The sequence below is a fragment of the Ferrimonas sp. SCSIO 43195 genome, from assembly GCF_023716685.1.
Classification (GTDB): domain Bacteria; phylum Pseudomonadota; class Gammaproteobacteria; order Enterobacterales; family Shewanellaceae; genus Ferrimonas; species Ferrimonas kyonanensis.
On sequence record NZ_CP072679.1, the window covers coordinates 1,787,242 to 1,811,773 of the forward strand.

General features: G+C 54.2%; 19 protein-coding genes. 13 read left to right on the top strand and 6 right to left on the bottom strand.

Features of this window, described 5'->3' with window-relative positions:
* Window positions 1-195: 195 nt before the first annotated feature.
* The 8 genes from J8Z22_RS08465 to J8Z22_RS08500 all read left to right on the top strand — a co-directional run bounded on the left by J8Z22_RS08465 (window position 196) and on the right by J8Z22_RS08500 (window position 9,588).
* Complete coding sequence (locus J8Z22_RS08465) at window positions 196-1,236, top strand: DcaP family trimeric outer membrane transporter (protein WP_252010074.1); 1,041 nt, start codon at window positions 196-198, stop codon at window positions 1,234-1,236.
* A 107-nt stretch (window positions 1,237-1,343) separates the two neighbouring features.
* Window positions 1,344-2,141, top strand: coding sequence for an ABC transporter ATP-binding protein (locus J8Z22_RS08470; protein WP_028114772.1), 798 nt, complete (start codon window positions 1,344-1,346; stop codon window positions 2,139-2,141).
* On the top strand, window positions 2,141-4,093 hold the full coding sequence (locus tag J8Z22_RS08475; protein WP_252010076.1) for a long-chain fatty acid--CoA ligase: 1,953 nt from the start codon (window positions 2,141-2,143) through the stop codon (window positions 4,091-4,093). The genes J8Z22_RS08470 and J8Z22_RS08475 overlap by 1 nt, the downstream gene beginning before the upstream one ends.
* A complete protein-coding gene (locus J8Z22_RS08480) occupies window positions 4,090-4,983 on the top strand; it encodes a branched-chain amino acid ABC transporter permease (RefSeq protein ID WP_028114770.1) in 894 nt (297 codons plus the stop codon). Before J8Z22_RS08475 ends, J8Z22_RS08480 begins: the two co-directional genes overlap by 4 nt.
* Window positions 4,984-5,042: 59 nt before the next feature.
* Window positions 5,043-6,116 (top strand): branched-chain amino acid ABC transporter permease, encoded by a 1,074-nt coding sequence (locus J8Z22_RS08485; RefSeq protein ID WP_028114769.1) that lies wholly within the window; start codon window positions 5,043-5,045, stop codon window positions 6,114-6,116.
* 99 nt (window positions 6,117-6,215) lie between these two features.
* Complete coding sequence (locus tag J8Z22_RS08490; RefSeq protein ID WP_252010077.1) at window positions 6,216-7,457, top strand: ABC transporter substrate-binding protein; 1,242 nt, start codon at window positions 6,216-6,218, stop codon at window positions 7,455-7,457.
* A gap of 66 nt (window positions 7,458-7,523) precedes the next feature.
* Window positions 7,524-8,345 carry an ABC transporter ATP-binding protein gene (locus J8Z22_RS08495; RefSeq protein WP_028114767.1) on the top strand — a complete coding sequence of 274 codons (822 nt, stop codon included), beginning with the start codon at window positions 7,524-7,526 and terminating at the stop codon, window positions 8,343-8,345.
* Window positions 8,346-8,355: 10 nt separating this feature from the next.
* Complete coding sequence (locus J8Z22_RS08500) at window positions 8,356-9,588, top strand: phenylacetate--CoA ligase family protein (protein ID WP_252010079.1); 1,233 nt, start codon at window positions 8,356-8,358, stop codon at window positions 9,586-9,588.
* A 113-nt stretch (window positions 9,589-9,701) separates the two neighbouring features.
* On the opposite strand, the gene J8Z22_RS08505 is transcribed toward J8Z22_RS08500, so the two are convergent.
* The 3 genes from J8Z22_RS08505 to J8Z22_RS08515 form a co-directional block, all read right to left on the bottom strand.
* Window positions 9,702-10,781, bottom strand: a complete 1,080-nt coding sequence (locus tag J8Z22_RS08505) for a polysaccharide deacetylase family protein (protein WP_252010081.1) — start codon at window positions 10,779-10,781, stop codon at window positions 9,702-9,704.
* A 78-nt stretch (window positions 10,782-10,859) separates the two neighbouring features.
* Window positions 10,860-12,032 (bottom strand): tetratricopeptide repeat protein, encoded by a 1,173-nt coding sequence (locus tag J8Z22_RS08510; RefSeq protein WP_028114764.1) that lies wholly within the window; start codon window positions 12,030-12,032, stop codon window positions 10,860-10,862.
* A gap of 514 nt (window positions 12,033-12,546) precedes the next feature.
* Window positions 12,547-14,100 (bottom strand): Ig-like domain-containing protein, encoded by a 1,554-nt coding sequence (locus tag J8Z22_RS08515; RefSeq protein ID WP_252010082.1) that lies wholly within the window; start codon window positions 14,098-14,100, stop codon window positions 12,547-12,549.
* Window positions 14,101-14,565: 465 nt separating this feature from the next.
* Here J8Z22_RS08515 and J8Z22_RS08520 point away from each other — a divergent pair, with 465 nt between their 5' ends.
* From J8Z22_RS08520 to J8Z22_RS08535, 4 genes are all read left to right on the top strand, one after another.
* Window positions 14,566-14,832: a hypothetical protein gene (locus J8Z22_RS08520; protein ID WP_252010085.1), complete on the top strand. Its 267-nt coding sequence runs from the start codon at window positions 14,566-14,568 to the stop codon at window positions 14,830-14,832.
* Window positions 14,833-15,402: 570 nt separating this feature from the next.
* Window positions 15,403-16,506, top strand: a complete 1,104-nt coding sequence (locus J8Z22_RS08525; protein WP_252010087.1) for a hypothetical protein — start codon at window positions 15,403-15,405, stop codon at window positions 16,504-16,506.
* A gap of 75 nt (window positions 16,507-16,581) precedes the next feature.
* Complete coding sequence (locus J8Z22_RS08530) at window positions 16,582-17,409, top strand: hypothetical protein (protein ID WP_252010089.1); 828 nt, start codon at window positions 16,582-16,584, stop codon at window positions 17,407-17,409.
* A 596-nt stretch (window positions 17,410-18,005) separates the two neighbouring features.
* Window positions 18,006-20,138: a methyl-accepting chemotaxis protein gene (locus J8Z22_RS08535; RefSeq protein ID WP_252010090.1), complete on the top strand. Its 2,133-nt coding sequence runs from the start codon at window positions 18,006-18,008 to the stop codon at window positions 20,136-20,138.
* A gap of 50 nt (window positions 20,139-20,188) precedes the next feature.
* On the opposite strand, the gene J8Z22_RS08540 is transcribed toward J8Z22_RS08535, so the two are convergent.
* From J8Z22_RS08540 to J8Z22_RS08550, 3 genes are all read right to left on the bottom strand, one after another.
* Complete coding sequence (locus J8Z22_RS08540; RefSeq protein ID WP_252010091.1) at window positions 20,189-20,683, bottom strand: DsrE family protein; 495 nt, start codon at window positions 20,681-20,683, stop codon at window positions 20,189-20,191.
* An 89-nt stretch (window positions 20,684-20,772) separates the two neighbouring features.
* Entirely contained in the window at window positions 20,773-21,375 is a 603-nt protein-coding gene (locus J8Z22_RS08545) for a TetR/AcrR family transcriptional regulator (protein ID WP_252010092.1), read from the bottom strand.
* 218 nt (window positions 21,376-21,593) lie between these two features.
* Window positions 21,594-22,697: a phosphoribosylaminoimidazolesuccinocarboxamide synthase gene (locus J8Z22_RS08550; protein ID WP_252010093.1), complete on the bottom strand. Its 1,104-nt coding sequence runs from the start codon at window positions 22,695-22,697 to the stop codon at window positions 21,594-21,596.
* A gap of 362 nt (window positions 22,698-23,059) precedes the next feature.
* Here J8Z22_RS08550 and J8Z22_RS08555 point away from each other — a divergent pair, with 362 nt between their 5' ends.
* On the top strand, window positions 23,060-24,520 hold the full coding sequence (locus J8Z22_RS08555) for a cytochrome c oxidase subunit II (protein WP_028114752.1): 1,461 nt from the start codon (window positions 23,060-23,062) through the stop codon (window positions 24,518-24,520).
* The last annotated feature ends 12 nt before the right edge of the window (window positions 24,521-24,532 follow it).

Here is a 24,532-nt window from a genome sequence, read left to right on the forward strand (position 1 = left end):
GTGTCGGCCAACTCCCTGGGCCGACTTTGTTCTGTTACCAGTAATACCACAGATTGGCGATTGCACCGGCATGGATGGGCCTCGACTTAAGTCGTAAGACCTGCGTATTAAGACGGATTCACTAATACCTATTCCCAATTGTGACTGGCTCTGCTTTTCCCGATGTTGAGGGCACTACTTAACAGGGGACTTACCATGCTCGCTTCACACGCTAAATCATTCGCCCTCGCCGGAACTTTACTGGCATTTTCCGGCTCGGCACTGTCCGGCTATGAGATCGACCTCGGTAACGATAAAAAACTGATCTTCGGCGGGTACATCAAGGTTGATGCCCGTTACGTCGACGGCGATATCGCCTATCGCGATTTCTGGATCGGTACCGGTAAGCCTCTGGAAGAGGACGCCTCGCAGTTTCGCATCTTTGCCAACGAAACCCGTTTTAACACCAAGTACATCCATGGTGATTTGACCGGTTTCATCGAGATGGATTTTTACGGTGGTGGCGGCAATGAAGTGATCTCCAACTCGGCCAACCCCCGAATTCGTCACGCTTTCATCAATTATCAAGGGGTGACTGCCGGCCAGACCTGGTCGACTCTGATGAACACCAGTGCCATTCCCGAAACCGCCGATTTTGCCGGCGCTACTGTTGGCCTGGCATTTATTCGTCAGGGGCAGGTGCGCTACAAGACCGGCGGCTTTGAGGTGTCGGTGGAAAACCCTGAGTCTTTCGGCGGTGATACCAGCAATGACAGCCTGCCTGACGTTATCGGTAAATACACCCTAAAAGGGGACTGGGGTAACGTCTCTCTGGCCGCCATTGGCCGTGAGCTGAACACCAACGGCGGTAACAGCGAAACCGCCTTCGGCGCCTCGATTGCCGGTCGCATTAATCTGTTTGATAAAGACGACTTCCGCTTCCAGGTACACCAGGGAGAGTTGGGCCGTTATGTGGGAGTGGCCGCCGCCACGGATCTGGTAGGAGAAAAGGTGGAAACCACCACCGGTTATCTGGCGGCCTATCGCCACTTCTGGACCGAAACCTGGCGTAGCACTTTTCTCTATGGCCGGGTGGAAACCGACGAGTCCGACGTGGACAACAGTCAGTGGAGCGTCAACATATTCAATAACCTGACTAAGGAACTGGCGGTGGGCTTTGAGTTTGGCAACTTTGAGATGCATAACTCTGGTGCCAACTCCTACTACGGTCAGCTATCGGCTCGATACGCCCTGTAATCACACTCAGGCTCCTCGCAAGATGGCGAGGGGCTAACGTCACAGGTCGCGCCGTCGGCCTGCTCGGGCAGCAATGCCCACTCGTCCCAAATATCAGGAGTCCGGGTATGACCGATTCAATACTCAAGGTTGATAACATCTCACTGGCCTTTGGTGGGGTGAAGGCACTGACCGACGTCAGTTTTGAGGTGCCCCGCGGGGCGGTATTTTCCATCATCGGCCCCAATGGCGCCGGTAAAACCTCCATGCTGAACTGCATCTCCGGCCGCTACCGGCCTAATAGCGGCAAGATTCAATTCGGCGACCGCGATGTCACCCACCTCAAGCCCAACGACCGTGCCGACATGGGCATTGGTCGCACCTTCCAGAACCTGGCGCTGTTCGGCCATATGTCGGTGCTGGACAACATCATGGTGGGCCGCCATCACCTGATGAAGAACAACTGGCTCACCGGCCCACTGTACTGGGCGTCACCGGCGCAAAAAGAGGAGTTGGCTCACCGCCGCGAAGTGGAGGAGATCATCGATTTTCTCGACATCACCCATGTGCGTAAGGCGGTGGCGGGGACGCTTTCTTACGGCCTGCGTAAGCGGGTCGAACTGGCCCGGGCGATGGCGCTGAAGCCTAAATTGATCCTGCTGGATGAGCCCATGGCGGGCATGAACCTGGAGGAGAAGGAGGACATGGCTCGCTACATCCTCGATCTCAACGAGGAGTTTGGCATCACCGTGGTGATGATCGAGCACGACATGGGTGTGGTCATGGACATCTCCCACGAGGTGATGGTGCTGGATTTTGGCAAGAAACTGATCAGTGGCTTGCCGCTCGACGTGATGAACGACGAGCACGTGAAGCGGGCCTATCTGGGTCTGGAAGAGGACGAAGTGATGCAGGAGGCAGGTTAATGAGCCAGGCAAGCAATGCGGCCGATAACGGCTTTGAGATGGGCAGTCTCAATACCTTTCCCAAGATTTTGCGCCATAACGCCAATCACTGGCCCGAGGACGTGGCCATGCGGGAAAAGGAGTTTGGCATCTGGAATGAGTTCAGCTGGCTGGATTACCACAACCGGGTGAAATGGATGGCGTTGGCGCTGGATCATCTGGGCATCGGCGCGACCGATACCGTGGCCCTGCTGGGAGACAACCGTCCTGAGTGGGTGTGGGGAGAGGTGGCCGCCCATGCCATGGGCTGTTACTCCCTCGGGGTGTATCAGGACTCGCTGCACGAAGAGGTGGCCTACCTGCTTAACTTGAGCGGGGCCTCGGTGGTGATTGCCGAAGATGAGGAGCAGTGTGACAAGCTGTTGGAGTTGGGCGATGCCATTCCTGGGGTAAAGCACATCGTCTATTGCGATCCCAGAGGCATGCGTAAGTACGACGATCCCCGCCTGTTGGACGTGGAAGTGCTGTATCAGCTGGGCCGTGACCAGGATCATCAGGACCCGGGCCGCTACGACGCCATGGTGGATCGCACCGATCCCGACAGCATCGCCATCTATTGCACCACCTCGGGCACCACCTCCAAACCCAAAATTGTGCTGCTCAAGGGCGGTAACTTTGTTAAGCACTGCAGCTCTTATCTGCGCGCCGACCCTCGCAGCCCGGGTGACAACTACGTCTCGGTGCTGCCACTGCCGTGGATCATGGAGCAGGTGTACGCCGTCGGTCAGGCGTTGATTGCCCGCCAGGTAGTCAACTTTGTCGAGGAGCAGGAGACCATGATGGCCGACCTGCGGGAGATCGGCCCCAGCTTCGTGCTGCTGGCCCCGCGGGTGTGGGAGGGGATTCTGGCCGACGTTCAGGCGCGGATGATGGACTCCTCGCCGCTGAAGCAGAGGCTGTTTGATTTTGCCATGACCCGGGCCCAGCAGGCGCTGGATCAAGGCAAGCGCTCGACCCTGGCGGAGTGGTTGCTGATGAAGGCGCTGCGGGATCGTCTCGGCTTCTCCTTCCTCAAGTCTGCCGCCACCGGCGGCGCCGCCATGGGCCCGGATACTTTCCGCTTTTTCCAGGCCATCGGCGTACCGTTGCGGCAACTGTATGGCCAGACCGAGATGTGCGGCGCCTACACCATTCACGACGCCGATGACGTGGATTACGACAGCGTCGGCGTGGCGTTCGACAACGCCAGCGTCAAGGTGATCAACGCCGACTCCGAAGGCTTGGGCGAAGTGGTGGCCCAGACCGAAGGGATGTTCTGCGGCTATCTGGGCGATGCCGATGCCTTCAATGAAGACGTCAAAGAGGGGTGGATGCACACCGGCGACGCCGGTTACTTCAAGCCGTCCGGTCACCTGGTGGTGATCGACCGCATCAAGGACCTGGCCCATACCAGTGGCGGCATCCAGTATTCACCCCAGTACATTGAGAACAAACTGAAGTTCTCCTCCTTCATCGGCGAGGCGGTGATTCTGGGTAAGAATCGCCCCTATCTATCGGCCATTTTGTGCATCCGCTTCAGCATCGTCTCCAAGTGGGCGGAGCAGCGCGGACTGGCGTTCACCAACTACACCAATCTGGCCACCTTGCCCGAGGTGTATCAGAAGCTGTCTGAGGAGGTGGAGAAGGTCAATGCCACCCTGCCTGAGGCGCAGAAAATCCACAAGTTTGTGTTGCTGTATAAGGAGCTGGACGCCGATGACGGCGAACTGACCCGAACCCGGAAGGTGCGCCGAGGGGTGATCGCCGAGAAGTATGGCGACATCATCGACGCCATCTACGGCGGCAGCGACCACGTCGACATCGATACGGTGATCACCTTCCAGGATGGCACCAAGACCCGAGTGGAAACCCAGCTGCAGGTGGCCACGCTGGTGGAGTCCCTGGAGCACACTGAGCAAAGGAGAGCCTCATGAATTTCGAGCTGCTGCTGCAACTGATCGTCAATGGCCTGATTGTGGGCCTGCTTTACGGGGTGGTCGGCATGTGCTTCGTGCTGGTGTACAAATCCACTCAGATCGTCAACTTTGCCCAGGGCGAGTTCCTGCTGGTGGGGGCCTGGGTATGTTGGGCACTGCTGGTGTACCTGCAACTGCCGTTTTTCATCGGCTTTCTGATGAGTCTGGCGTTCATGGCCCTATTCGGGGTGGCGCTGCAGATGATTGTGCTGCGGCCGATGATCGGCGAGCCCATCATCTCGGTGATCATGGTAACCATCGGCCTGTCGATCTTCTTCCAGTCACTGACCAAGTGGATTTTCGGGGTGGCACCGGAAAGCTACCCGCAGGTGTTTGAGACCCAAAGCATCAGTGTGTTTGGCCTTAACGTCGAGCTGGCCTACCTGATGAGCACCGTGATTGCGCTGATGATCATGGTCGGTTTCTACCTGTTCTTTAAACACTCCAAGCACGGCCTGGCGATGCGGGCCACCGCCTTCGATCAGCAGGTGGCACAAAGCCTGGGCATCTCGGTGAAGCAGGTGTTTGCCATGAGTTGGGGCATTGCCGCCACCGTATCGGCAACGGCGGGGGTGGTGATTGGCATGGTCAACGGCGTTTCCGACTCGTTGTCAGCCATTGGCATCAAGGTGTTCCCGGCGGTGATTCTGGGTGGCCTGGACTCCATTGTCGGCGCCATCGTCGGCGGCATCACCATCGGTGTGTTGGAGAACTTGGCGGAGTTCTTCGACAGCCAGTACCTGCACTTTGGCAACATGTACGACATTGCGCCTTTCTACGTGCTGCTGCTGATCCTCTGGTTTAAGCCCTACGGCTTTTTCGGCACCCGTGACATCGAGCGGATCTAAGGAGCAGACCATGACACTGACAATGATTACCCCAATCCAGACACTACAAGGAGTGCGTTATGTCTAGTCTGGCCATGCGTCCCTGCGGCGATTTTCGCACCAGCTACAAGCAGGACAACACCATTTTTGAAACCCGCACCATCCGCTGGTTTACCGCGCTGGTCATCGCCCTGGCTTGTCTGGCACCCTTCGTGCTGGATGCCTACTATCTGACGCTGTTTATTCAGATCTCCTACCTGGGCATTGCCGCCCTGGGCCTGAACATTCTGGTGGGCTTTACCGGCCAGATCTCACTGGGCCATGGTGCCTTCTTTGGCTTCGGCGCCTTTGCCTCGGCCTGGATGAACACCAGCTTCGGCATTCCGGTGTTCCTGTGCATTCCGCTGGCGGGGTTTCTGACCATGGCGGTGGGGATGATGTTCGGCATGCCAGCGGCGCGGATTAAGGGGTTGTATCTGGCCATCGCCACCCTGGCGGCTCAGTTCATCATCGAAGATTTCTTCGGCCGCGCCGAGTGGTTCTCCGGCGGCAGCGCCGGCTCCATGGCCGAGCCCATCAACCTGTTCGGCGTGGTGTTTGATACCGACGAGAAGTTCTATTACATCGCCCTGTTTGCGCTGGTGTTTATGTTCATCTGGGGCTGCAACCTGATGCGCTCCCGCGATGGCCGAGCCTTTGTTGCGGTGCGGGATCATTACCTGTCGGCGGAGATCATGGGGGTCAAACTCAACAAGTATCGCCTGTTGTCGTTCGGTATCTCCTCGTTCTACGCCGGCATCGGCGGTGCCTTGTACGCTCACTACCTGGGCTACGTGTCGGCGGAAGGGTTCACCATCTTCATGTCGGTGCAGTTCCTGGCGATGGTGATCATCGGCGGCCTCGGTTCCATTAAGGGCACCCTGATGGGGGTGGTGTTTATGGTGCTGCTGCCGGAAGCGCTGGAGGGCGGTGTTGGCCTGATGAAGATGACTGACTGGGGCAACATCCCCATGGTGGTGGACGGTCTGGCCTACATCAAAGAGATGGCCATCGGCCTGGTGATCATCCTGTTCCTGATTTTTGAGCCGGAAGGGCTGGCTCACCGTTGGCAGCAGATCAAAAACTACTGGAAGTTTTATCCCTTCTCTTACTGAGGCGGTGGACAGTAAGCACGCTTGCCCGAACCCCGGTGTGGCCGCGTTCGGGCGTCTAAGGACAGCCAGGCCTTTGGCCTGAACTTAAAGGATACTCACATGCACAAGACTCTGTTTGTTTCATCCGCCGTGGCCATGGCCATGATGGCCGCATCGGCCCAGGCACAGGACTCGGTATTTGTCGGTCATCTGGCCGACATGTCCGGCCCCACGGCCTTTGTGGGCAAGGTGTATGCCGATGGCGTGCGCGACTCTCTGGCCTACATCAACGCCAACGGCGGCATCAACGGCACCCAGTTGGAGTTTGAAACCATCGACTACGCCTACAAGGTGCCTCAGGCCATTGCGTCGTACAAGAAATGGAAGTCCCGTAAGGGCATGGTGGCGATGCAGGGCTGGGGCACCGCCGATACCGAGGCGCTGATCTCCTTCGTGGCCAAGGATAAGATTCCGGTTTATTCGGCGTCTTACTCTGGCCACCTGACCGATCCTATGGGCAAGAATCCCAACACCAAGAAGCCAGCCCCCTACAACTTCTTCTATGGCGCGTCTTACTCCGATTCCTGTCGTGGCTTGGTGCAGTGGGCCGCCGAAGACTGGAAAAGCAAAGGCAAGTCCGGCAAGCCGAAATTTACTCACATCGGGGCCAACCACCCCTACCCGAATGCGCCCAAGGCGGCTTGCGCTGCCTATGCCACCGAACTGGGCTTTGAGGTTCAGCCACCGGTCGTCATCTCCATGAAACCCGGCGACTTCAAAGCCCAGTGCCTGAGCCTGAAAAGCTCCGGCACCAACTACGGTTACATCGGCAACCTCGGCGGCTCGGTACTGTCGTTGGTGAAGTCGTGCAATACCGTTGGCACCGACATTCAGTTTATGTCCAACATCTGGGGCGGTGACCGCAAGGTGTTTGAGGCCGCGGGCGAGGGGATTAAAGATTATATCTTCCCCACCATGAACCCGTTCTGGAGCGACCAAGTACCGGGCATGAAGCTGGTGCGTGAAGTCTCCAAGATGTCCGACCCTTCCGGTGAGCAGCCGCGCTTGCACCATTACATTCGTGGCGTGTGCTCGGCGTTCTTTATGAAAGAAGCGATGGAGTGGGCCAAGGACAATGGCGGCATCACCGGCGAGAACATCAAAAAAGGCATGTACGTGCGTGAAAACTGGGTGCCTCAAGGGTTGGATGGAGTCTGCCTGGCAGCCAACTGGACCAAAGAGGACCACCGCGGCGTCAACCAGGTCAACATCTATAAAGGCAACTACAACAACGGTGACGTTCAGATTGAGCGCGTCAGCCAGATGACTCTGGAGCGCCGTGACGACTGGCTGGGCTTCTGATCCCGGTTGCTGGGGCGATCAGACCGATCGTCCCGGCAGTTTTCCCACATCGTATTTGGAGTATTTATGAGCCAAGCAGCAGTACAAACCCAGGTGGCGGAGCCGGTCCTGTGCATCAACAACATCGAAGTGGTCTACGACGAGGTGATTCAGGTGCTCAGAGGGGTCAGCATCGATGTGCCTAAGGGCCAGATTGTGACCCTGCTAGGCCCTAACGGCGCCGGCAAGTCCACCACCCTGAAAGCGATATCCGGGCTGCTGAAGTCGGAAGATGGTGAAGTGACCCGCGGCGACATTCGTTTCATGGGGCAGCGCATCGACCGTCAGTCGCCGGAAGCCATCGTGCGCGATGGCATTTTCCAGGTGATGGAGGGGCGGCGCATCGTCGAGGACATGACGGTGATTGAAAACCTCAAGCTCGGGGCCTATACCCGCAGCGACAACGAGGTGGCGGCAGACATCGAAATGGTGTTTGAGTATTTCCCTCGCCTGAAAGAGCGCACCGGTCTGGCGGGTTACCTGTCTGGCGGTGAGCAGCAGATGCTGGCCATCGGTCGGGCGCTGATGGCCAGGCCGAAGATGATCTGCCTGGATGAGCCCTCCATGGGGTTGTCGCCGCTGTTGGTTAAAGAGGTGTTTGGCATCATCGAGAAGATCAACAAGGAGCAGGGCATTACCATGCTGCTGGTGGAGCAGAATGCCAACTATGCCCTTAAGGCGGCGGACTACGGCTACATCATGGAGTCCGGTAAGATTGTGCTGGATGGCACCCGCGAGCAGTTGCTTAACAACGAAGACGTGAAAGAGTTCTACCTGGGCGGCGGTAACGAAGAGCGTAAGAGCTTTAAGAACCTGAAATCCTACAAGCGCCGTAAGCGCTGGTTGTAAGGGGAGCGCCATGAACGGATTTTTTGACCCCAAAGAGTGCCAGGACGCCGATAATCGTGAGCAGCACCTGCTGTCGCAACTGCCAGAATTTTTGGGCCACCTCCGTGAACACAGCAGTTACTACCGGCGCTTGCTTTCGGACATCGCCGTGGATGAGGTCAGCAGTCGTCAGGCGCTGGCGACGTTGCCCATTACCCGTAAGTCGGACTTAATCGACTTGCAGCAGGCCCAGCCGCCGTTGGCCGGAATGGAGACCGAAGGCGTCGCCTTGGATCGATTGTTCCTGTCGCCGGGCCCCATCTGCGAGCCGGAATGCAACCAGCCAGACTGGTGGCGCATGGGCCGGGCGTTTTATGCTGCCGGATTTCGACCAGGCGACCGGGTGCAGAACTGCCTCTCTTATCACCTCAGTCCCGGCGGTTTTATCCTCGACTCCGGCGCCCGCGCCTGTGGCTGCGTGGTGATTCCGGCGGGACCGGGTCAGACCGAACAGCAGCTAGCCATCAATGCCCGGCTGCAACCGCAAGGGTATTGTGGCACGCCCTCGTTTCTGAAGATTCTGCTGGATAAGGCGCAACAGGCGGGTCAGCGGTTGTCATTTCGAATGGCGCTGGTGACCGGCGAGGCGCTGCCCGAATCGCTACGGGCCGACTTTGCAGAAGCTGGGATCACGGTGTTGCAGGCCTATGCCACCGCCGACATTGGTTTGATCGCCTATGAGACTCGGCCTGGAGAAGATTTGGTGCTGGCGGAGGATCTGTTGGTGGAGATCGTTCGCCCCGGTACCGAGCAGCCTGTCGCAGCCGGCGAGGTGGGGGAGGTGGTAGTGACCAGTTTTAACGGTGATTATCCGCTGCTGCGCTTTGCCACCGGCGATTTGTCGTCGATGCTGGCCGCACCCAGCCCGTGCGGGCGCACCAATGGCCGAATTCGAGGCTGGCAGGGGCGAGCGGATCAAACCACCAAGGTCAAAGGGATGTTTGTTCATCCTCGTCAACTGGAGCAACTGCGCAGCCAGGTTGGCGGCATGACTCGCATTCGAGCGTTGGTAGAGCGCCAGGGCCACAACGATCAGTTGACCCTGTTGTGCGAACCGGCGGCCGAGGTGCCACTGCCGCAGTCTGAGGTGGCCGAGTTGGCGCGGACGATGCTCAAATTGGGTGCCGATGTTGCCTGGGTGGCACCGGGCAGTTTGCCGGCCGATGGCATTGTCATCGAGGATCGCCGCCCGGTTCCCTCCTAGTTTTCAAAACGCTCTCTGCCTGTTTGCCGGTGCTTCTGCACCGGCTTTTTTGTGGTGTTTGGTGACATCGAACTGAGCGACCGGGAACGGATCTATCTCAGTTATCTCGGCACTCAGAAGTGACGGCAATCGACCCAACGCCTATCGGACTGAGTGACTAAGCCATTAAGCATGGGGAGATTGTTTTGTGCACGACTATGAATGTCGTGATACAGAATGATGCCTCGGCGCCAGAGTAGCATTAAGGTAATGACACGATCGGCAACTTGTTGCTCAGATAGTTTTTTGTTCCAATCCTGGCTGTCTATATTCCAAAGCATCACTGTTTCATTGTGGTGCTGTAAATCGGTTAGCAGTGCTTGGTGGCGTTGACCATAGGGAGGCCTAAACCAATAAGGACCAGGCTGATAGGCAGCCAGTTCAGCTCGAGTATCGGCCAGTGACTGTTGCCAATCCGGCCATTTGGCGTGGCTTTGGTGTTGATAACCATGGGATGCCAAACATTGATCCTGATAGGCATCCGCGGCCGGTTTAATCCTATCGAGGCTCTCTCCAAGCACAAAGAAAAAAGCATGGATATCGTATTTTTTTAGTGCACGGATCAACGGTGCAGTGCGATGAGGTGACGGACCATCATCATAGGTTAATAAGAAATCACCGTCTTTTAGCTCGAAGCCATTTACCTCTTGACTCGATAGCCGCTCGATTTCACTGGTGATGCGGGGGAATAAGGCCGCTAGGCGAACCTGTTCGTACAGGTAACGTTGATGGAACTTCTGGCTTTGTTGTGCCCAGTTTTTCCAGCGTGCTTCCAGATCGTGCTCGAGATTACCCTTGCTTAATTGCTGCAATTCTCGCCAGTTTCGAGCGCATTTAGGGCCATTGCCACAGGCGTGTTGATGGTTCTCAAGTAATCTGGTTTGGGTTCGAGCAAGCCACTCTTTTACCCCGGTAACATTGACCGTCTTCAGCCCTGTGAATGCTTTGATGTCCGCTTCTGTGAGTAACGACGTAGTGCTTATTACCCGTGTTTGCATCTGTATCTCGGCATTCGAGGCTTTATCAAACTGTGCGCGGGTATCAATAGCATAAGGCCAAAGATCACGATCAAGCGTTGCCACTTTTTCCGGGCCTGCGGCAAGCAAGGTGACAGGAAAAATCAATAAACAGACCATTAAGCTACGTAACTTCATTACAACGTCCTGCCAATTAAACAATGCGTTGAGAGAGGTTCCCGACATCATGGATTTGATGTCGGGAACGCTTGCGGGTTACTGCAATTTTTCCTGCATACGGGCAATGCCGTTGTCATAAGCACTGTGCTGACGCAGCGATTTAGCCTTGCGGAAGTTTTCCAGTGCGGCACGCCACTGCTCTTTGGCCTCATAGATGCGCGCAATGTTGTAGTAGCTGCTCGCTTGAACGCGGTTTTTGTGTTTGCCGCTGGCCAATTCGATGGCTTTACGGTTGGCCCACAGAGCTTCTGCGGTACGGTTCAGCTTTTGGTAGGTCAGCCCGAGATTACTGTATGCCTGGCCATAAGAGGGATACAGGTTGATGGCATCTTGGAAGGTGTACATGGCATCTTCTAAGCGCTTGTCATGGTAAAGAGACTCGCCACGCGTATTGATTCGTTTGGCTTCCTTCTTAATGGCAGGCGTGATCAGCGAGTGATCCTCAAAAGAGTCGGCGGCAATCAAGCTGTGCAAGTGCTGTTGCATCCCTTTCCGGCTCAGGCTTAGGTATTGGTTGATGTCATGAAAGGCCCCTCCTTCATCAATACCAAATACCACCCAACTGGTCGCTGTCGTATCAGGCTTTACGCGATAAGTGCGAATCAGTGTTTGGCCCACATACACTTCAACACGTGCGTTACTGAAACTCATTGCTGTGGAGTTTTTCTTGGAGCCATTGGAGTAATCATGAACCGCATAAACGTAACGCTGGCCATCGTATTTTTGCTCGATGGTAATGGTTTCTGGTCCATAACTTGTGGTGTCATCTACGTCCAAATTGACCGCGTCACCTGTCTTATTAGAAAAGTAGACATGGTTACCCGGAAAGGCCAGATGCGAGTCCAGATCGCGAGGGCTCGCCCCCCATGTTAAGACTGCACGCAGACCGTCTAAGCTCTGCATTACCGGCGATAAAGCATAGGTAAAGTTATCACAAGGACACTTAACGACGAGAGTGGAATACCCAGGCTTGTTGATGATCATGGTCGTGTCGGCATCATCCACAACCGCGTCGGGTACATGGGCTGTGCCTCTGGATGACGTTATCGCTTGTTGGGAGCTTGAACCATTACGTTGCCAGGTGATGTGTGCATCGCCAATATTCTTATCTTTTACAACGGCGCTGAGCACCTTAATGTCACCAGCCTGTGCTTGCATGGCGAAGGTGGCCGAAGCACAAAGCAGAGCGATGTTGAGCAGGTTGCGCATTAATTATCCTTTAATCAAACAGTCTTATGTAGCCGAAAAAAGGCGACATTATCATTGGAATTATTAATATTAATCAATAACTTTTGCTAAAACTGATGGGTTATGGAAACCACCGCACAAAAACAATTACTGGTGAATAAGACTCACGCTTTCTGCATGCGTTGGTGTTGATGAAGATGTCACCATTCCAGTATGCGTGCCCGCCTAATTAGAGTTTCTCAGTAAGGTTGAGTTGGCCTGATCTTGCCGCAGACTCAGATTTTATATTGAGTCTTTCGGTCGGTTTTGGTTGTATCCCGGGATCCTGTGATTCGCTAAGGTGGCAAGCGGGCAGGTACGGGTAGACTTCAACGCCGCGGTGGGTCAAGTGGGCTCTGTGCAGAGCGTGTCGTGGACTCATTCTAAACTCATCTGGACACCTTGCTTATGGCCGTTGATGACGTTGTGATTCAAATGAAAAAGCCAGCGACGGATCGGTCGCTGGCTTTGGGCTATGCGTCGCTATTGTGACAGATTACTTGTGAACCTTGCCGAGTCGGCTGGCTCGATCATCGTAATCCTCTGGGTGACAGCCTTGACAGGATTGTACCGGCCGCAGCCAGGGCTGACGGGTCTTGCCATCTTCACCGTAGTGGTACGGGTCCTCTGATGGCGCCGACAGGTCAATCCGGAACAGGTGGGAGTTCTTAGGCATGTGGCAATCGGTACAGTCTGCCATTGCGCCATGCATGGCACCGAGGCCATCGTTGAACTTCACGCTCGGGTGACAATCCTGGCATTCCGTTGTCAGCGCTTCCTCGTGTCCGGGCTTGTCGCGGAAGTTGGTCGACAGGTGAGGGTTGTGGCAGTGAATGCACTGGAACATCCGTTTCTTGCCGGTTGCCACACCGGTGTCTGGATCGTAGCCCAGCAGCGCATCTCCGGCATTGCGACCCTCTTCGAAGTAGTCCTTAACGAAGCCACCGATGGTGTCGCCGCCAAACTTTTCGTCATAGGGGGTCATGTAACCGTCTTTGTACCAGCGTTCACCGGATTTGGTGTGGCATTCGCCGCAGGCGATCGGCTCGCCGTAGGCTTGGTTCATGGCAGTCAGGTCAGCGCGAAGACGACCTTGGGCCACCCGGACGATGTTGTCTTTGCTCGGGCTCTTGGCGTGATCGCCACCGGCGCCGTGACAGGCTTCGCATTGCACGCCAGCCTGGGCAAAGGTTCCCTCCATGCCAATCAGGCCATCCTGGCGGTTGTGGTTACGATCGTCACCAGGCTCCGAGGTGTAGTCGCGCCAGCCAGTGTTGTGGCAGTGGCCGCAGGTGTAGGGCATGCCGTCTCCACCTGCACCCGGCGCGAACGGAACCACTCGAGACTCGTCCAGGGTTTCCCCTTTTGGCAACACATCAAACATCGCCTTGGTGCCGTTGATCATATAGCCATTGTTATCGACTAGAATAGCCTGACGTTGGAAGCCTCCCAGCAGGTAACTGACGTCGCTCCAGCTCTCGGGCACACCGGCGCTGTTTTCGACCCCTTCATACAGATCGAAGGCCCCGTCCAGAGAGGTAAAGGGCAGGTCCGGTGCCTGTCCGTTTTCAATCTTGGTGAACTTCCAGTTATGTCCGGTTTCCTTGAAGCTGACCTTGTCCTGGTGGCAGCGCAGGCAGGTTTCGGTACCGGCGTAATCCTGGATACTGGCTTTTACCTCCACATCCACCACGGCAACGGTTTTACCGCCGTTACCGTCGCTGATGGTGTACTCCACTTGCGCCAGACCATAGTCACTGGATACAAACCAGAGTAGGTCGTCTTTCACCCGTACTTCGCCGGCGCCCTGAACCACTTTGGCATCAGTCAGGGAGAGGGAGTCGCCCTCCGGATCACTGGCTTCGGCCAGGACGTCAATGGAAGTGTCTTCGCCGATAACGGCAATCGCCGATATGGCTCCGGGGCCCGGTGGCAGGTTGGGATCCGAACTGTTGGTATTGTCGCTGTCACTGCCACATCCGGTCAGGATCAGAATCAGCGCACTGGCACACAGTGTTAGCGAATTTCGTTGTGTTAGTTGTTGTTTCATCATCATTTCCTCTGCGATTTGAACATTTCGCAAAAGAAAATTTAATCAATACTTGATCGCTCAGGGAGGTCGATTCAAGGCCCGAAATAGTCGATTCCGTACCACCAGGCCAGTTTGTGAACTGGATCGTTGGCGTAATGGGCGATGGTCAGATGATGGCTATTTAGTGGGCTTAGGCAGGCCGGAAAGAAAGTGGCCCCATTATTGGTAGTAACACAGGAGTCACGGCCTGGCTGGGAGGCCGTTATGTTCTCTGAGATGGGTATAGAGGTGAGGGCAGTTTCACCAATTTCAGGTGGGAGGAATCGCCTACAACTGTGCTCCGGAGCAGCTGCTGCCCGATCCCGGGCTACGTAATGAGCTGTTGACGCCTGCTCAAAGGGACTTGTTGGAGCGTCAACTGGGGCGCGCCCCGACACAAACCACAGAGGCTGCGGCTGGCAGCCCAGAGCCAGGGAGGTAACTATGAATGGAATCGACTTTACCGCTGCAGTAGAGGGCCTGTTGGCACGATACCAGCAGCTAAAGGCCGAAGTAGGGAGTTATATAGCCGCTGGCAAGCCGGTACCGGCTGCGGTTCAGGCTCAGGCTGACCAGACTCTGAAATTCGCCACGGGTTTGTTGGAATTGAAGGGCGTTGCTCAAGCGTTTGATGGCAGTCCGGTAGTGCGGAGGGCTGAAATCGTCCTTCTGGTGTATGAATTGGACGCATGGCTAAAAACACTGGATTAGCTTCCTAATGGAATTAGAGACTGTATATGGTGGGTTGTCGTAATCGTATAGGGCGGGCAATAATGGAGTGTGCTGTATTTTCATATGAGGGACAAAGCTACAAATTTATCTGAGCCGATAATCTTTGAATGTGGAACAGAGAAAGCAGTTCAATTTGAACAAACATTATAGTATTTAGGCTGTTTTATGTCTGATATGGGGGATGGTGTGGTGCGCATATGAACAGATTTGCATATTCCCAGTGGCGAATTTAATTGACTCGATAATAGGCTGTAAAAGAGACCTGCAAGCTATTGTGAATTTGCTCTATTGACTTTGCGTGTCATTGAGGATTGTAATTTTGACTTACTGTGGTTGTTGAGCAATGTCCTGCAGATAAGAAGGGGGGGGAATATGGAGAAGGTGAAGAAGTTGCTAGGCCTATAATTGCCTTTGTGGGTCGGGGTGCGAGGTTTTCTAAGGGATTAAAACTTTGTGATCTAAATCATAAAGGAATTTTAAAGGTGATTAAAATCATATTGATAACGCAGGCGTTTCTATGTCGCTTGTGTGTTCGCTGGTGCTTTGATAATGTCTCAAGGTGCTGCGAAAAATCGCAAGAGAATCTATAGAAATAATAACAGAATGAAATTTAATAATCGCAATATCTTACTTGGCACTATCTTAGCAACGTTATTCCTATCTAGTCATCTGCATGCGGAAGACAAAAGACTCATTCTGTTTGCATCAAAAACTCACAAAGTAACAGAGGCCGTGCTCTGGAAGAATATAGACTCATTCAAATATGGTGATAAATATAGTGCAGGGATCATTGATGAAAGAGAGCTATTCATAAAGGTTGATGACGTTTCACAAATTTCGTATTTAGCTACCATAACAGAATGTGTCGGCGGAGAGTGTGGAGAGTTTCATAAAATATGTTCTAAAGCTCTAAAGTGCACAATAGACTTACCTGAAGCAACCTTAACAAGTAGTGTCATCCTTATTGATATAAATCAAGATAATGGAGATGATGTTAAAGCCTTAACGGATAAATATGGATACGCATGCCATAATGATATACGTGCTGGCTTATATGGCTATCAACCAGAAATATACGAATTGTTATATGACTACGGCGCAGGATCTAGCGAATTTATTAATTACAGTCTATCTCAATCTGAGTGCGCATCAATAACGAAGTCTATCTACGATGATTCATTTTATACGTGGCCACTACATTACGCTCCATTAGTTTCCTCTACTGTAGGTCGGTTTAATTTTGCAATCGCCAAAAGAAAATACAATTACTTTTTGGGCAGTGGCAAATATTCTGAGTCTTTAGTTTCCGTTGATGGCTATCTAGATTATATGAATCATCTAAGAGAATCAGTCGGGTACCCATTGCCCATGATAATTGAAGAAATTGAGGGCTCGCTGTTAAGGCTGAATCTTCTATCAAAAGCAGTTAACGCACAAAATGAGATTGAAAAGAGTATTAAGATCATTGATTCTCTGATGAGAACTCTATTACAAGAACAGGAATTGTTACAGGATAAAAGCTATATTAAAAGACTGGATTATCTTTCTCAAAACCTAAATGGTATAGGCCGGCAATTTGATCGTCCTGAACAAGAAGCGATTAGGAAAAAGTTAATTTTTTATTCTGATGAGCTAGTTAAGTTTTTTCCATGATGGAAAGAAATTGGCTGAGAATAGGTATGATAGATAATCATTTTGTGTAAAAGAATAATTTATTAAAGAGACGGCATGAAGTTTTGTAAAAGGTCAAATGAGCTTATTAATGTTTACAGGTTGTTTGTGAAGGAGGTTGCAATCGTCCTTTGTATGATAACAGGCTTGGTTCATAGCCCTGCTTTTGGTAAAGAGGTGACAAATGAACATATTAACCTGGTACCAGTGATTAACATTTTCTATTCTTACAGCCCGAGCAAGAGTAATTCTTGGAAATCACATTCAGCAATTGTCGATATAAATAAAAAGATGGATGTTGAGCTAAGCTCAGAAAGACAGATGAAGCTCAGTTTCTTTCAGTCCGATGCAAACGAGGAAATTGTTGTTGGTGGAATCTACAAAAATAATAGTTTGGTAGACAAATTTAAAAAAATAATCGGATTAAAGACAGTAAATGAAATACTCCTGTCAGAGTATCATATTTTCATTGACTTCGACTATATGATGCCCAAGGCCTCACAAGAAGAAGATGCTAATAAAGTAGGCGTAAAAAGAGGTGAGATGCTGGATGCAACCAATAAATCCTGCATGAGCATTGCCTTGCTGAATGGGATGCATTCTGTGGAGTATCTTGAGTGCAGTCTTATGGAAAGTGATAGGCTAGTATCTATAGGGCGTCATAAATCTGCGCTCGCGATGTTGGAGCAGACCTTGGGGTACTACAGTGGGAATGGTAGAGATTATTTGTATAACAGGGCAGTACTGCTATCAAAAATATACGATATCTCAGGTGTTATGCAGATCAGTGACAACTACAAGTTTTTTCGTATGGAGTCAGAGCGAATCTTTAAAAAGATTTGCAATGAAGACGGATTGTCATCTCCAAAAAACTGCAAAAAATGACGGAAAGGTCGTAATAAGAAATGCATTCTTGAATGTGATTCAAAATTTAGAGATGATCGAGAAGAAATCGGCATAATGAGTCACATCCATCAACTAAGAAATGAAATATTGACCTCTTGTATTACTTTTGGGTGGGTCATCAATTGAATCTCTGTAATTCCACTTAATGATATAGTCTATATTTTTGTGTGTGGCGCCGTGGGTAAGAAAAACTAACTTAATTAACGCCCCAGCAATGTGAATAGCCGCAGAAAATTTCGAAATTGATTATGAACTGAAAACGCTCAAATAAAATGAATAGCGATGCCGAGAAGCAGGTGGAAGCGATGAATGCCGCGTTGGCAGTGATCGTCAATCACATCGGTCACATCACGGTGTTGTCGATGGATTGAGCGGTTTTTCGTAGGCATGGGTGGTGGATAAAACTGTAGCTCTTGACCGAGGTTTTTTTCGATCTGTGAGCCAGTTGGTGTTCATGTAACGCGTTGTATTAGATTGCTTTAATGTACAGTGGCCTTGGCGTATGCTGCGTCGTTCATTGCAGGTGAGAGAGCAATAACAGGTAGGACAACAAGGGAGCGACCGGACCTTGTTGAATGAAGAATATCTCTATTCGTCATAAATTTTCCATCGTGGCTGGGGTGTGCCTGATCATCGCCCTGTCGGCCATGGTGGGTTTCTTTCTGTACGACAGTGGTCAGACTCAGACCCTGATTCGACAGCAGACCTCTGAAAATCTGCGGCAGTCCGCCCGGGCTCATGTGGAGGCGCTGGCATCCCAGCAGGCGCAGATGGTCAAAAGCGTCATCGAACGGCATCTGTTTCGCGGTGACATGCTGGTTCAGTCGCTGCAATTTATGCGTCAGCAGGCGCAGCAGCGCGGGCTGGCCGATGGCAGCCTGAGGCAGGACTTGAAGGCGTTCATCGCCGATCAGGTGGCTCTGCATCCGGATGTACGTGGCATCTATGTGGTGATGAACCCCGATGCGTTGAATGGCAGCGATGCCCCATTTATCGGCCAGTCCGAGACCGCGTCTAATGAAGCCGGCCGTTTTGCGCCTTATTGGTATCGCGCCGACGGCGGCGAGTTGCAGTTGCAGATCGTCGATGAGGCCGCCATTCACAACCGTCAGCTCAATAAACAAGGGATGCCGGAGAACGAGTGGTTCGATTGTCCCGCCCGTACCGGCGACCTGTGTGTGCTCAACCCCTATGTGGATGAGGTGGGGGCCGGTGGCAACCTGATTACCTCGGTGACGCTGCCTCTTAAGGCCGATGGCAAGGTGATCGGGGTGATGGGCATCGATCTGTCGCTGGCCACCCTGCAGCCGCTGATTGAGTCGGTGGACGCCGAGTTTGTCGATGGCAATGGCGAGGTGGCGCTGATCAGCCAGGACGGCTTTATTGTTGCCTGTGACGGCGATGCCAGTCGTTTGGGGGAGTCGTCGCAGCAGCTTAGCGACGATCTGAAGTTTAGTTTGGCCGCCACCGGTTCGGCCATTGGCTGGAATCGCGACGACAGTCAGTTGTTCGCTCGAATCCCGGTGACCTTTGAGGGCAGCAGTACCTCGTGGACTCTGGTATTCAGTGCTCCGACCCAGCAGGTGTTGGCCAGTGCCCTGGCGCTGGACACTCAAGTGGATGAACATAACCGCAAGGCCATGTGGCAGATGTTGTTGGCGGCGGCGGTGATCACCGTGCTGGCTTTAGGTCTGATCTGGTTGGCGTCGTACTACCTGGTGAATCCCATCTGGAACGTCACTAAGCGGCTGCAGGTGATCGCTTCGGGTGAGTGGGATCTGACTCAGCGGCTGGTGGTGGAAAGCAAAGATGAAGTCGGTGTGCTGGTGCATTGGTTTAATCAGTTTCTGGAGAAGTTGCACTCCACGGTGTCTCTGATCGACGAGTCGGTCAGTAACGGTCAGGCGACTTCCAATAGAGCCTCGGTCATCGCAGCCCGAACCAGTGGCAGCAGTCAGCAGCAGTTTCTGGAGGTGGAGCAGGTGGCCACCGCCTTGGAGCAGATGACCGCGACCGCCAACAGCGTGTCGGAAAACGCCGCCCAGGCCGCCACTGCCGCCGATGAAGCCAATGATGCGGCGCAGCAGGGCCGGGAGGTGGCCGAGCACACCAGCCTGGCGGTGCAGTCGCTGGTGGGCGATGTGTCGGCGGCCATGCCGATGGTGGATAAACTGGCTCAGGACAGTGAGAACATCGAGTCGATTCTTGGCGTCATTCAGGGCATTGCCGAGCAGACCAACTTGTTGGCGCTCAATGCCGCCATTGAAGCGGCTCGGGCCGGCGATCAGGGCCGGGGTTTCGCGGTGGTCGCCAGTGAGGTACGCGGGCTGGCAGAGCGTACTCAGGAGTCCATCGGCCAGATTCGAGAGCTGATCGAACTGCTGCAGTCAGAAACCCGGGACGTGGTGGCGGCCATCAGCAGCGGTAACGACAAGGCGCTGGATGCAGAGAAGCAGGTGGAAGCGATGAATGCCGCGTTGGCAGTGATCGTCAATCACATCGGCCACATTACGAATAATGGCGCCATGATCGCCAATCTGGCGGCGGAGCAGAGCAGCGTTGCCAATGAGATCAGCCTCAATGTCGCCAACATCCGTGAAGCCAGCCGCAGCATTACTGGAGAGGCGGAATCGTCGGCTGCGCTGAGCGAGGAGTTGCAGCAGCTGTCTGAGCAGCAGCGCCAGATTGTGACTCAGTTTAAGGTGTAGTTCTGTGGCTCGGGCCGGCGTCTGTCGCCGGCCCGGTTCGACGCTTTCGTTTACATTACCGGAATGGTGCCGTATCCCTGGGCCTGGTAACCGATCAGCGAGATAAAGGTATTCCCGACCACCTTGATCTCGGGAAGCAGGCTGTCGTTGTCGACCTGGAACAGGTTGGTGGCGATGGCACAGGCTTCAAATTTTACGCCTTTTGAGGCCAGTTCAGTTACGCGCTTGGCGATCTGTTGTTTTATGGCCGTAGTGGCGTCGTCCCCGCCTTGGCTACTGATGAACTGGACCGAGGCGCCGCGGAAAGCGATCACAAACTCTGGCTCTACCCCTTGCTCTACCAGCCCATCATGGGTCAGTCCGATCACCTGCAGGTATAAGGGCACCTGATTGATGTTACTCAGGTTGATGTCGAACAGTGCCTTACCGCTGGTGACTCCTTTAAGCGCGTCGGCGTCTGTGGCGGCAGCCTGTGCCGTTAGCGGCAACCCAAGCGCCGCCAGTAACGTCAAACCGTACAAGGAGAGGGATTTAAAGAGTTTCATGGTGTTTCCTTTTTGTGGGTTGGAAAAACAAAACGAATGCTCGTTCGGTTTTCGGGGTAAAAGTGTTTGGTTTTAATCCGCGTGGCATCTCAGTTCTCCATGGCAACCGAGCGCCAGGCACATGCCCAGATAAGATCAAGGTGATCGCTGGCGGGGCCATCAAGCACGCCGTCCAGTTGAAGTTGGATAAGCCGAATTCCACCACCGAGCAGGGCCGCAGACGCGACATTGATCTCCATCGGACGGATTTCGCCGTTATCTATGCCGGAGGCGATCATCCTTTTTAGGCGGATAAAGGGGACCGATGAACAGATGGGCGGTTCATCGGGAAGGAATTCACGATGGCGGGCGTACAGCACAAACTGCATGGTCGCCGGATTGGTGTTGCTCAGTGACATCAGCCAACCCAGAGCGGCGCGGCAACGATCATGGGCGCTGTGATGGCACTGTTGGATCTGCTCCAGCTGAGTGTCGATAGCCTCAAGTAAACGGTGGAACAGCTCTGCGGCGATGGCCTCTTTGCTCTTGAAATGGTGGTAGATGGCACCAATGCTGATATCTGCTTCACGCTGCAGGTCATGAATTGACGTGTTGAAATAGCCTTTGTCGGTAAACAGCCGCAGCGCGGTAGCTAGAATTAACTCCTGCTTGCTCAGCACTTTCGGGTGTTTGACGGTGGCAAAAGTCATCATGGTTACGGGGTACCAACTGCTGGTGAAATCATGCCCCTAGGGTAGGCAACCGTAGCTGCAATTTATATAAGTATTTTCTAAATAATTAAAATCTTATATGCGGGTCTCAGATTTGGCGGGATCGGAGTGGCTTTGTCAGTGACGGAGGGTAACGGTGAACGGGCAGGGCCCAAGAGTTCAGGCCAGCACGATGCTGGCCTGACTGGAGAGCGTTGGCGTTAGTCGATCAGGCCATACTCACTGCGCAGAATGTCGATGATCTCCGCTTTGGGATTGGCAGACAGCGTCAGAGAATCACCGGTGACCTTCTCGGCGATGTCGATGTAGGTTCTGGACACATCCATCAGTACCGATTCTGGCAGGGCATTGTCCCTGGCTAGGGCGCTGCGCTCCTCCATCCGATCTTTGTTAAGCAGAATGTCCGGATCCGGGAAGTGGTTCAGCAACATCTGACGGAAGCCCTCTTTGGATTTTTCCACCACCACGCCATCGCGGTACTGGGCCCCATCCCAGATGCGGGAAGAGTCTGGTGTGCCTACCTCATCCATGTAGATCAGCTTCTCCTGACCCTGGCTGTCGGTGACGTAGCCAAACTCGAATTTGGTGTCGACAAACACCTGGTCCAGCTCTGCCAGGGCGTTGCTGATCACATCGAAGCCCTCTTTGAGCAGACGCTCGTAGCGGTCGATGTCGTCCAGCTTGGTAAAGTTGAAGGCGGAGTAGTTGTTAACGATGTCAGAGCGGGTAATGTTGACGTCGTCCACCGCTGGTACGCCGGGAATGCCGGTCAGAATCCCTTTGGTTGACGGGGTGATCAGCAGTTCCGGCAGCTTCTGATCTTTCTCCAGGCCATCGGCAATCTCAATGCCGCAAAACTCGCGCTCGCCTTTGGCGTAGCTGCGCCACATGGAGCCGGTAATGTACTGGCGGCAGATCGCTTCGATCATCACTGGGCGAGCCTTCTGCACGATCCACACGAAGGGGTGAGGAATGTCCAGAATGTGGCTGTCGGCCAGCCCTTGTTCGCGGAACAGCTTGAACCAGTGATTGGAGATGGCATTGAGGGCGGCACCTTTGCCGGGTACGCCGTTCAGGCCTTGCTCGCCATGCCAGATGCAGTCGAAGGCGCTGATGCGATCGCTGATGACCATGATCGCCAGCGGCGCATCGGCGGCGACGTCGTAGCCTTTTTCCTTGATCAGGCGGGCACTGTCGGCTTCGGTCAGCCAGTACACACTGCGGACTTTGCCGCTGTGGACCGGCTTATCGGTACGGATAGGAAGATCGTCGTTAACGGCCAATACGGTGTCAGCAAGACTCATTGCAACTGTCCTGTTGTTAGAGGTTGTAGGGTAGTACTGAAGCTCACCAAGTTTATTTTATGGTTGTTGGTGTGGCTCTACGGCCGGCTTTCAGTGGCCTGAATGATACCAGATAATGGTCTCTGCTCCATCGGAGTTGTTGATATATTAGCCGTATTTTGGCAAACACAGTGTTCTCAAACTGGCGCTAATGTGCCGAATTCAGTCGACATTCCAAGGCGTTTTTGTGGTGCCGATCGCGTCGTTGATTGGCAGGAGTGCGGTTCTGCTTCTAGTCTTAGTGGTTATCGCTAGGGCGGAAACGCTAAGCAGTTCAGAGTTCTGCCTCGGCTTCCATTGCAAGCGGTTTTTGGATGTCGCCTATGACCATTGCCATCGCGCTGATTGCTCTGTTGTTGGTGTCCCTTTGGTTCCATTTCGCCGGTGGCTGGAGCCTGCCCCCTCTTGCGTCCAACTGGAGCGACATTGACCTAACCATTGGCATTACCCTCGCCATTACCGGTTTGGTGTTCATCGCGGTAGTGGTGTTCATGGCCTACGCCGTCTACCGGTTTCGATATCGCCGCCACAGCCGCTCTCAGTATCAACCCGAAAACAAACGCCTGGAGTTGTGGCTCACCGGATTCACTGCCGTGGGCATTACCGCCATGCTGGTGCCGGGTCTGTATGTGTACTCCGACATCGTCACGGTTCCCGACGAGGCTCACCAGGTCGAAGTGTTGGCTCAGCAATGGAGCTGGCAGTTCCGCTTACCCGGAGACGATGGCGTGCTGGGCAAAACCGACATCAAGCGCATCGGTCCGGACAACCCTTTTGGCATCGATCCGGTGGACCCCGCGGGTCAGGACGACCGCCTGGTGGTCGGTAACCGGCTGCACCTGCCGGTCGGCATACCGGTTCAGGTACTGCTGCGCTCCAAGGACGTGTTGCATGACTTTTATGTGCCTCAGTTTCGCAACAAGATGGACGCCGTTCCCGGCATCGTATCGTCGCTGTGGTTCACACCGGTGAAGCTGGGGGAGTTTGAGATTCTCTGCGCCGAGTTGTGCGGCGTGGGGCATTTCAATATGCGAGGGGCCGTTGTCGTTCAGGAGCCTGAGCAGTTTCAGCAGTGGCTGACCGCCTTGCCGACCTTTGCCGAAGGTGCTGCGACCGCGGCCAATGCCGGGCTGTCGCCACAGGCCCGCGAAGGGGAGTCGTTGGCTCAATCCCAGGGCTGCCTGGCTTGCCATGGCTTTGAAACCAGTCCGTTGGCACCAAGCTGGCTGGGGCTGTATGGCAAGGTGGAATCTTTCACTGATGGTTCGCAGCGCGTGGTGGACGATGACTACCTGATCGAGGCCATCGTCGATCCCGGTGCCTCGCTGGTGCAGGGGTACACCAATGTGATGCCGCCCTATGCTGCCCTCACCGAACTGCAACTGGCGGCGCTCATCGCCTACATCAAGGAGCGGGGTGGCGTCGCAACGGATTCCGCTGAGCCGGCAGCGGCCTCGCCAGCCAGTCCATCGCCTTCGGAGCCCGCCGAGGTTGAGGCGACCGAGTTGGATGGTGCTCAGCTGGCACAGGTTAAAGGTTGCATTGCCTGCCACAGCCTTGATGGTCGTGCCGGCATTGGCCCCAGCTGGCTGGGACTGGCAGGCAGTGAACGCACCCTGGCTGACGGGCGGGTGGTGGTGGCCGACGAGGCTTACCTGCGCCGGGCGATGCTGGAGCCGGCGGCGGAGTTGGTACAGGGCTATCAGCCGCTGATGCCACCGATGCCGCTAACCGAAAATGAGGTGCAGGCCCTTATTGATTACCTGAAGCAGTTGTCGCCCTAAGGGGCGGTGGCT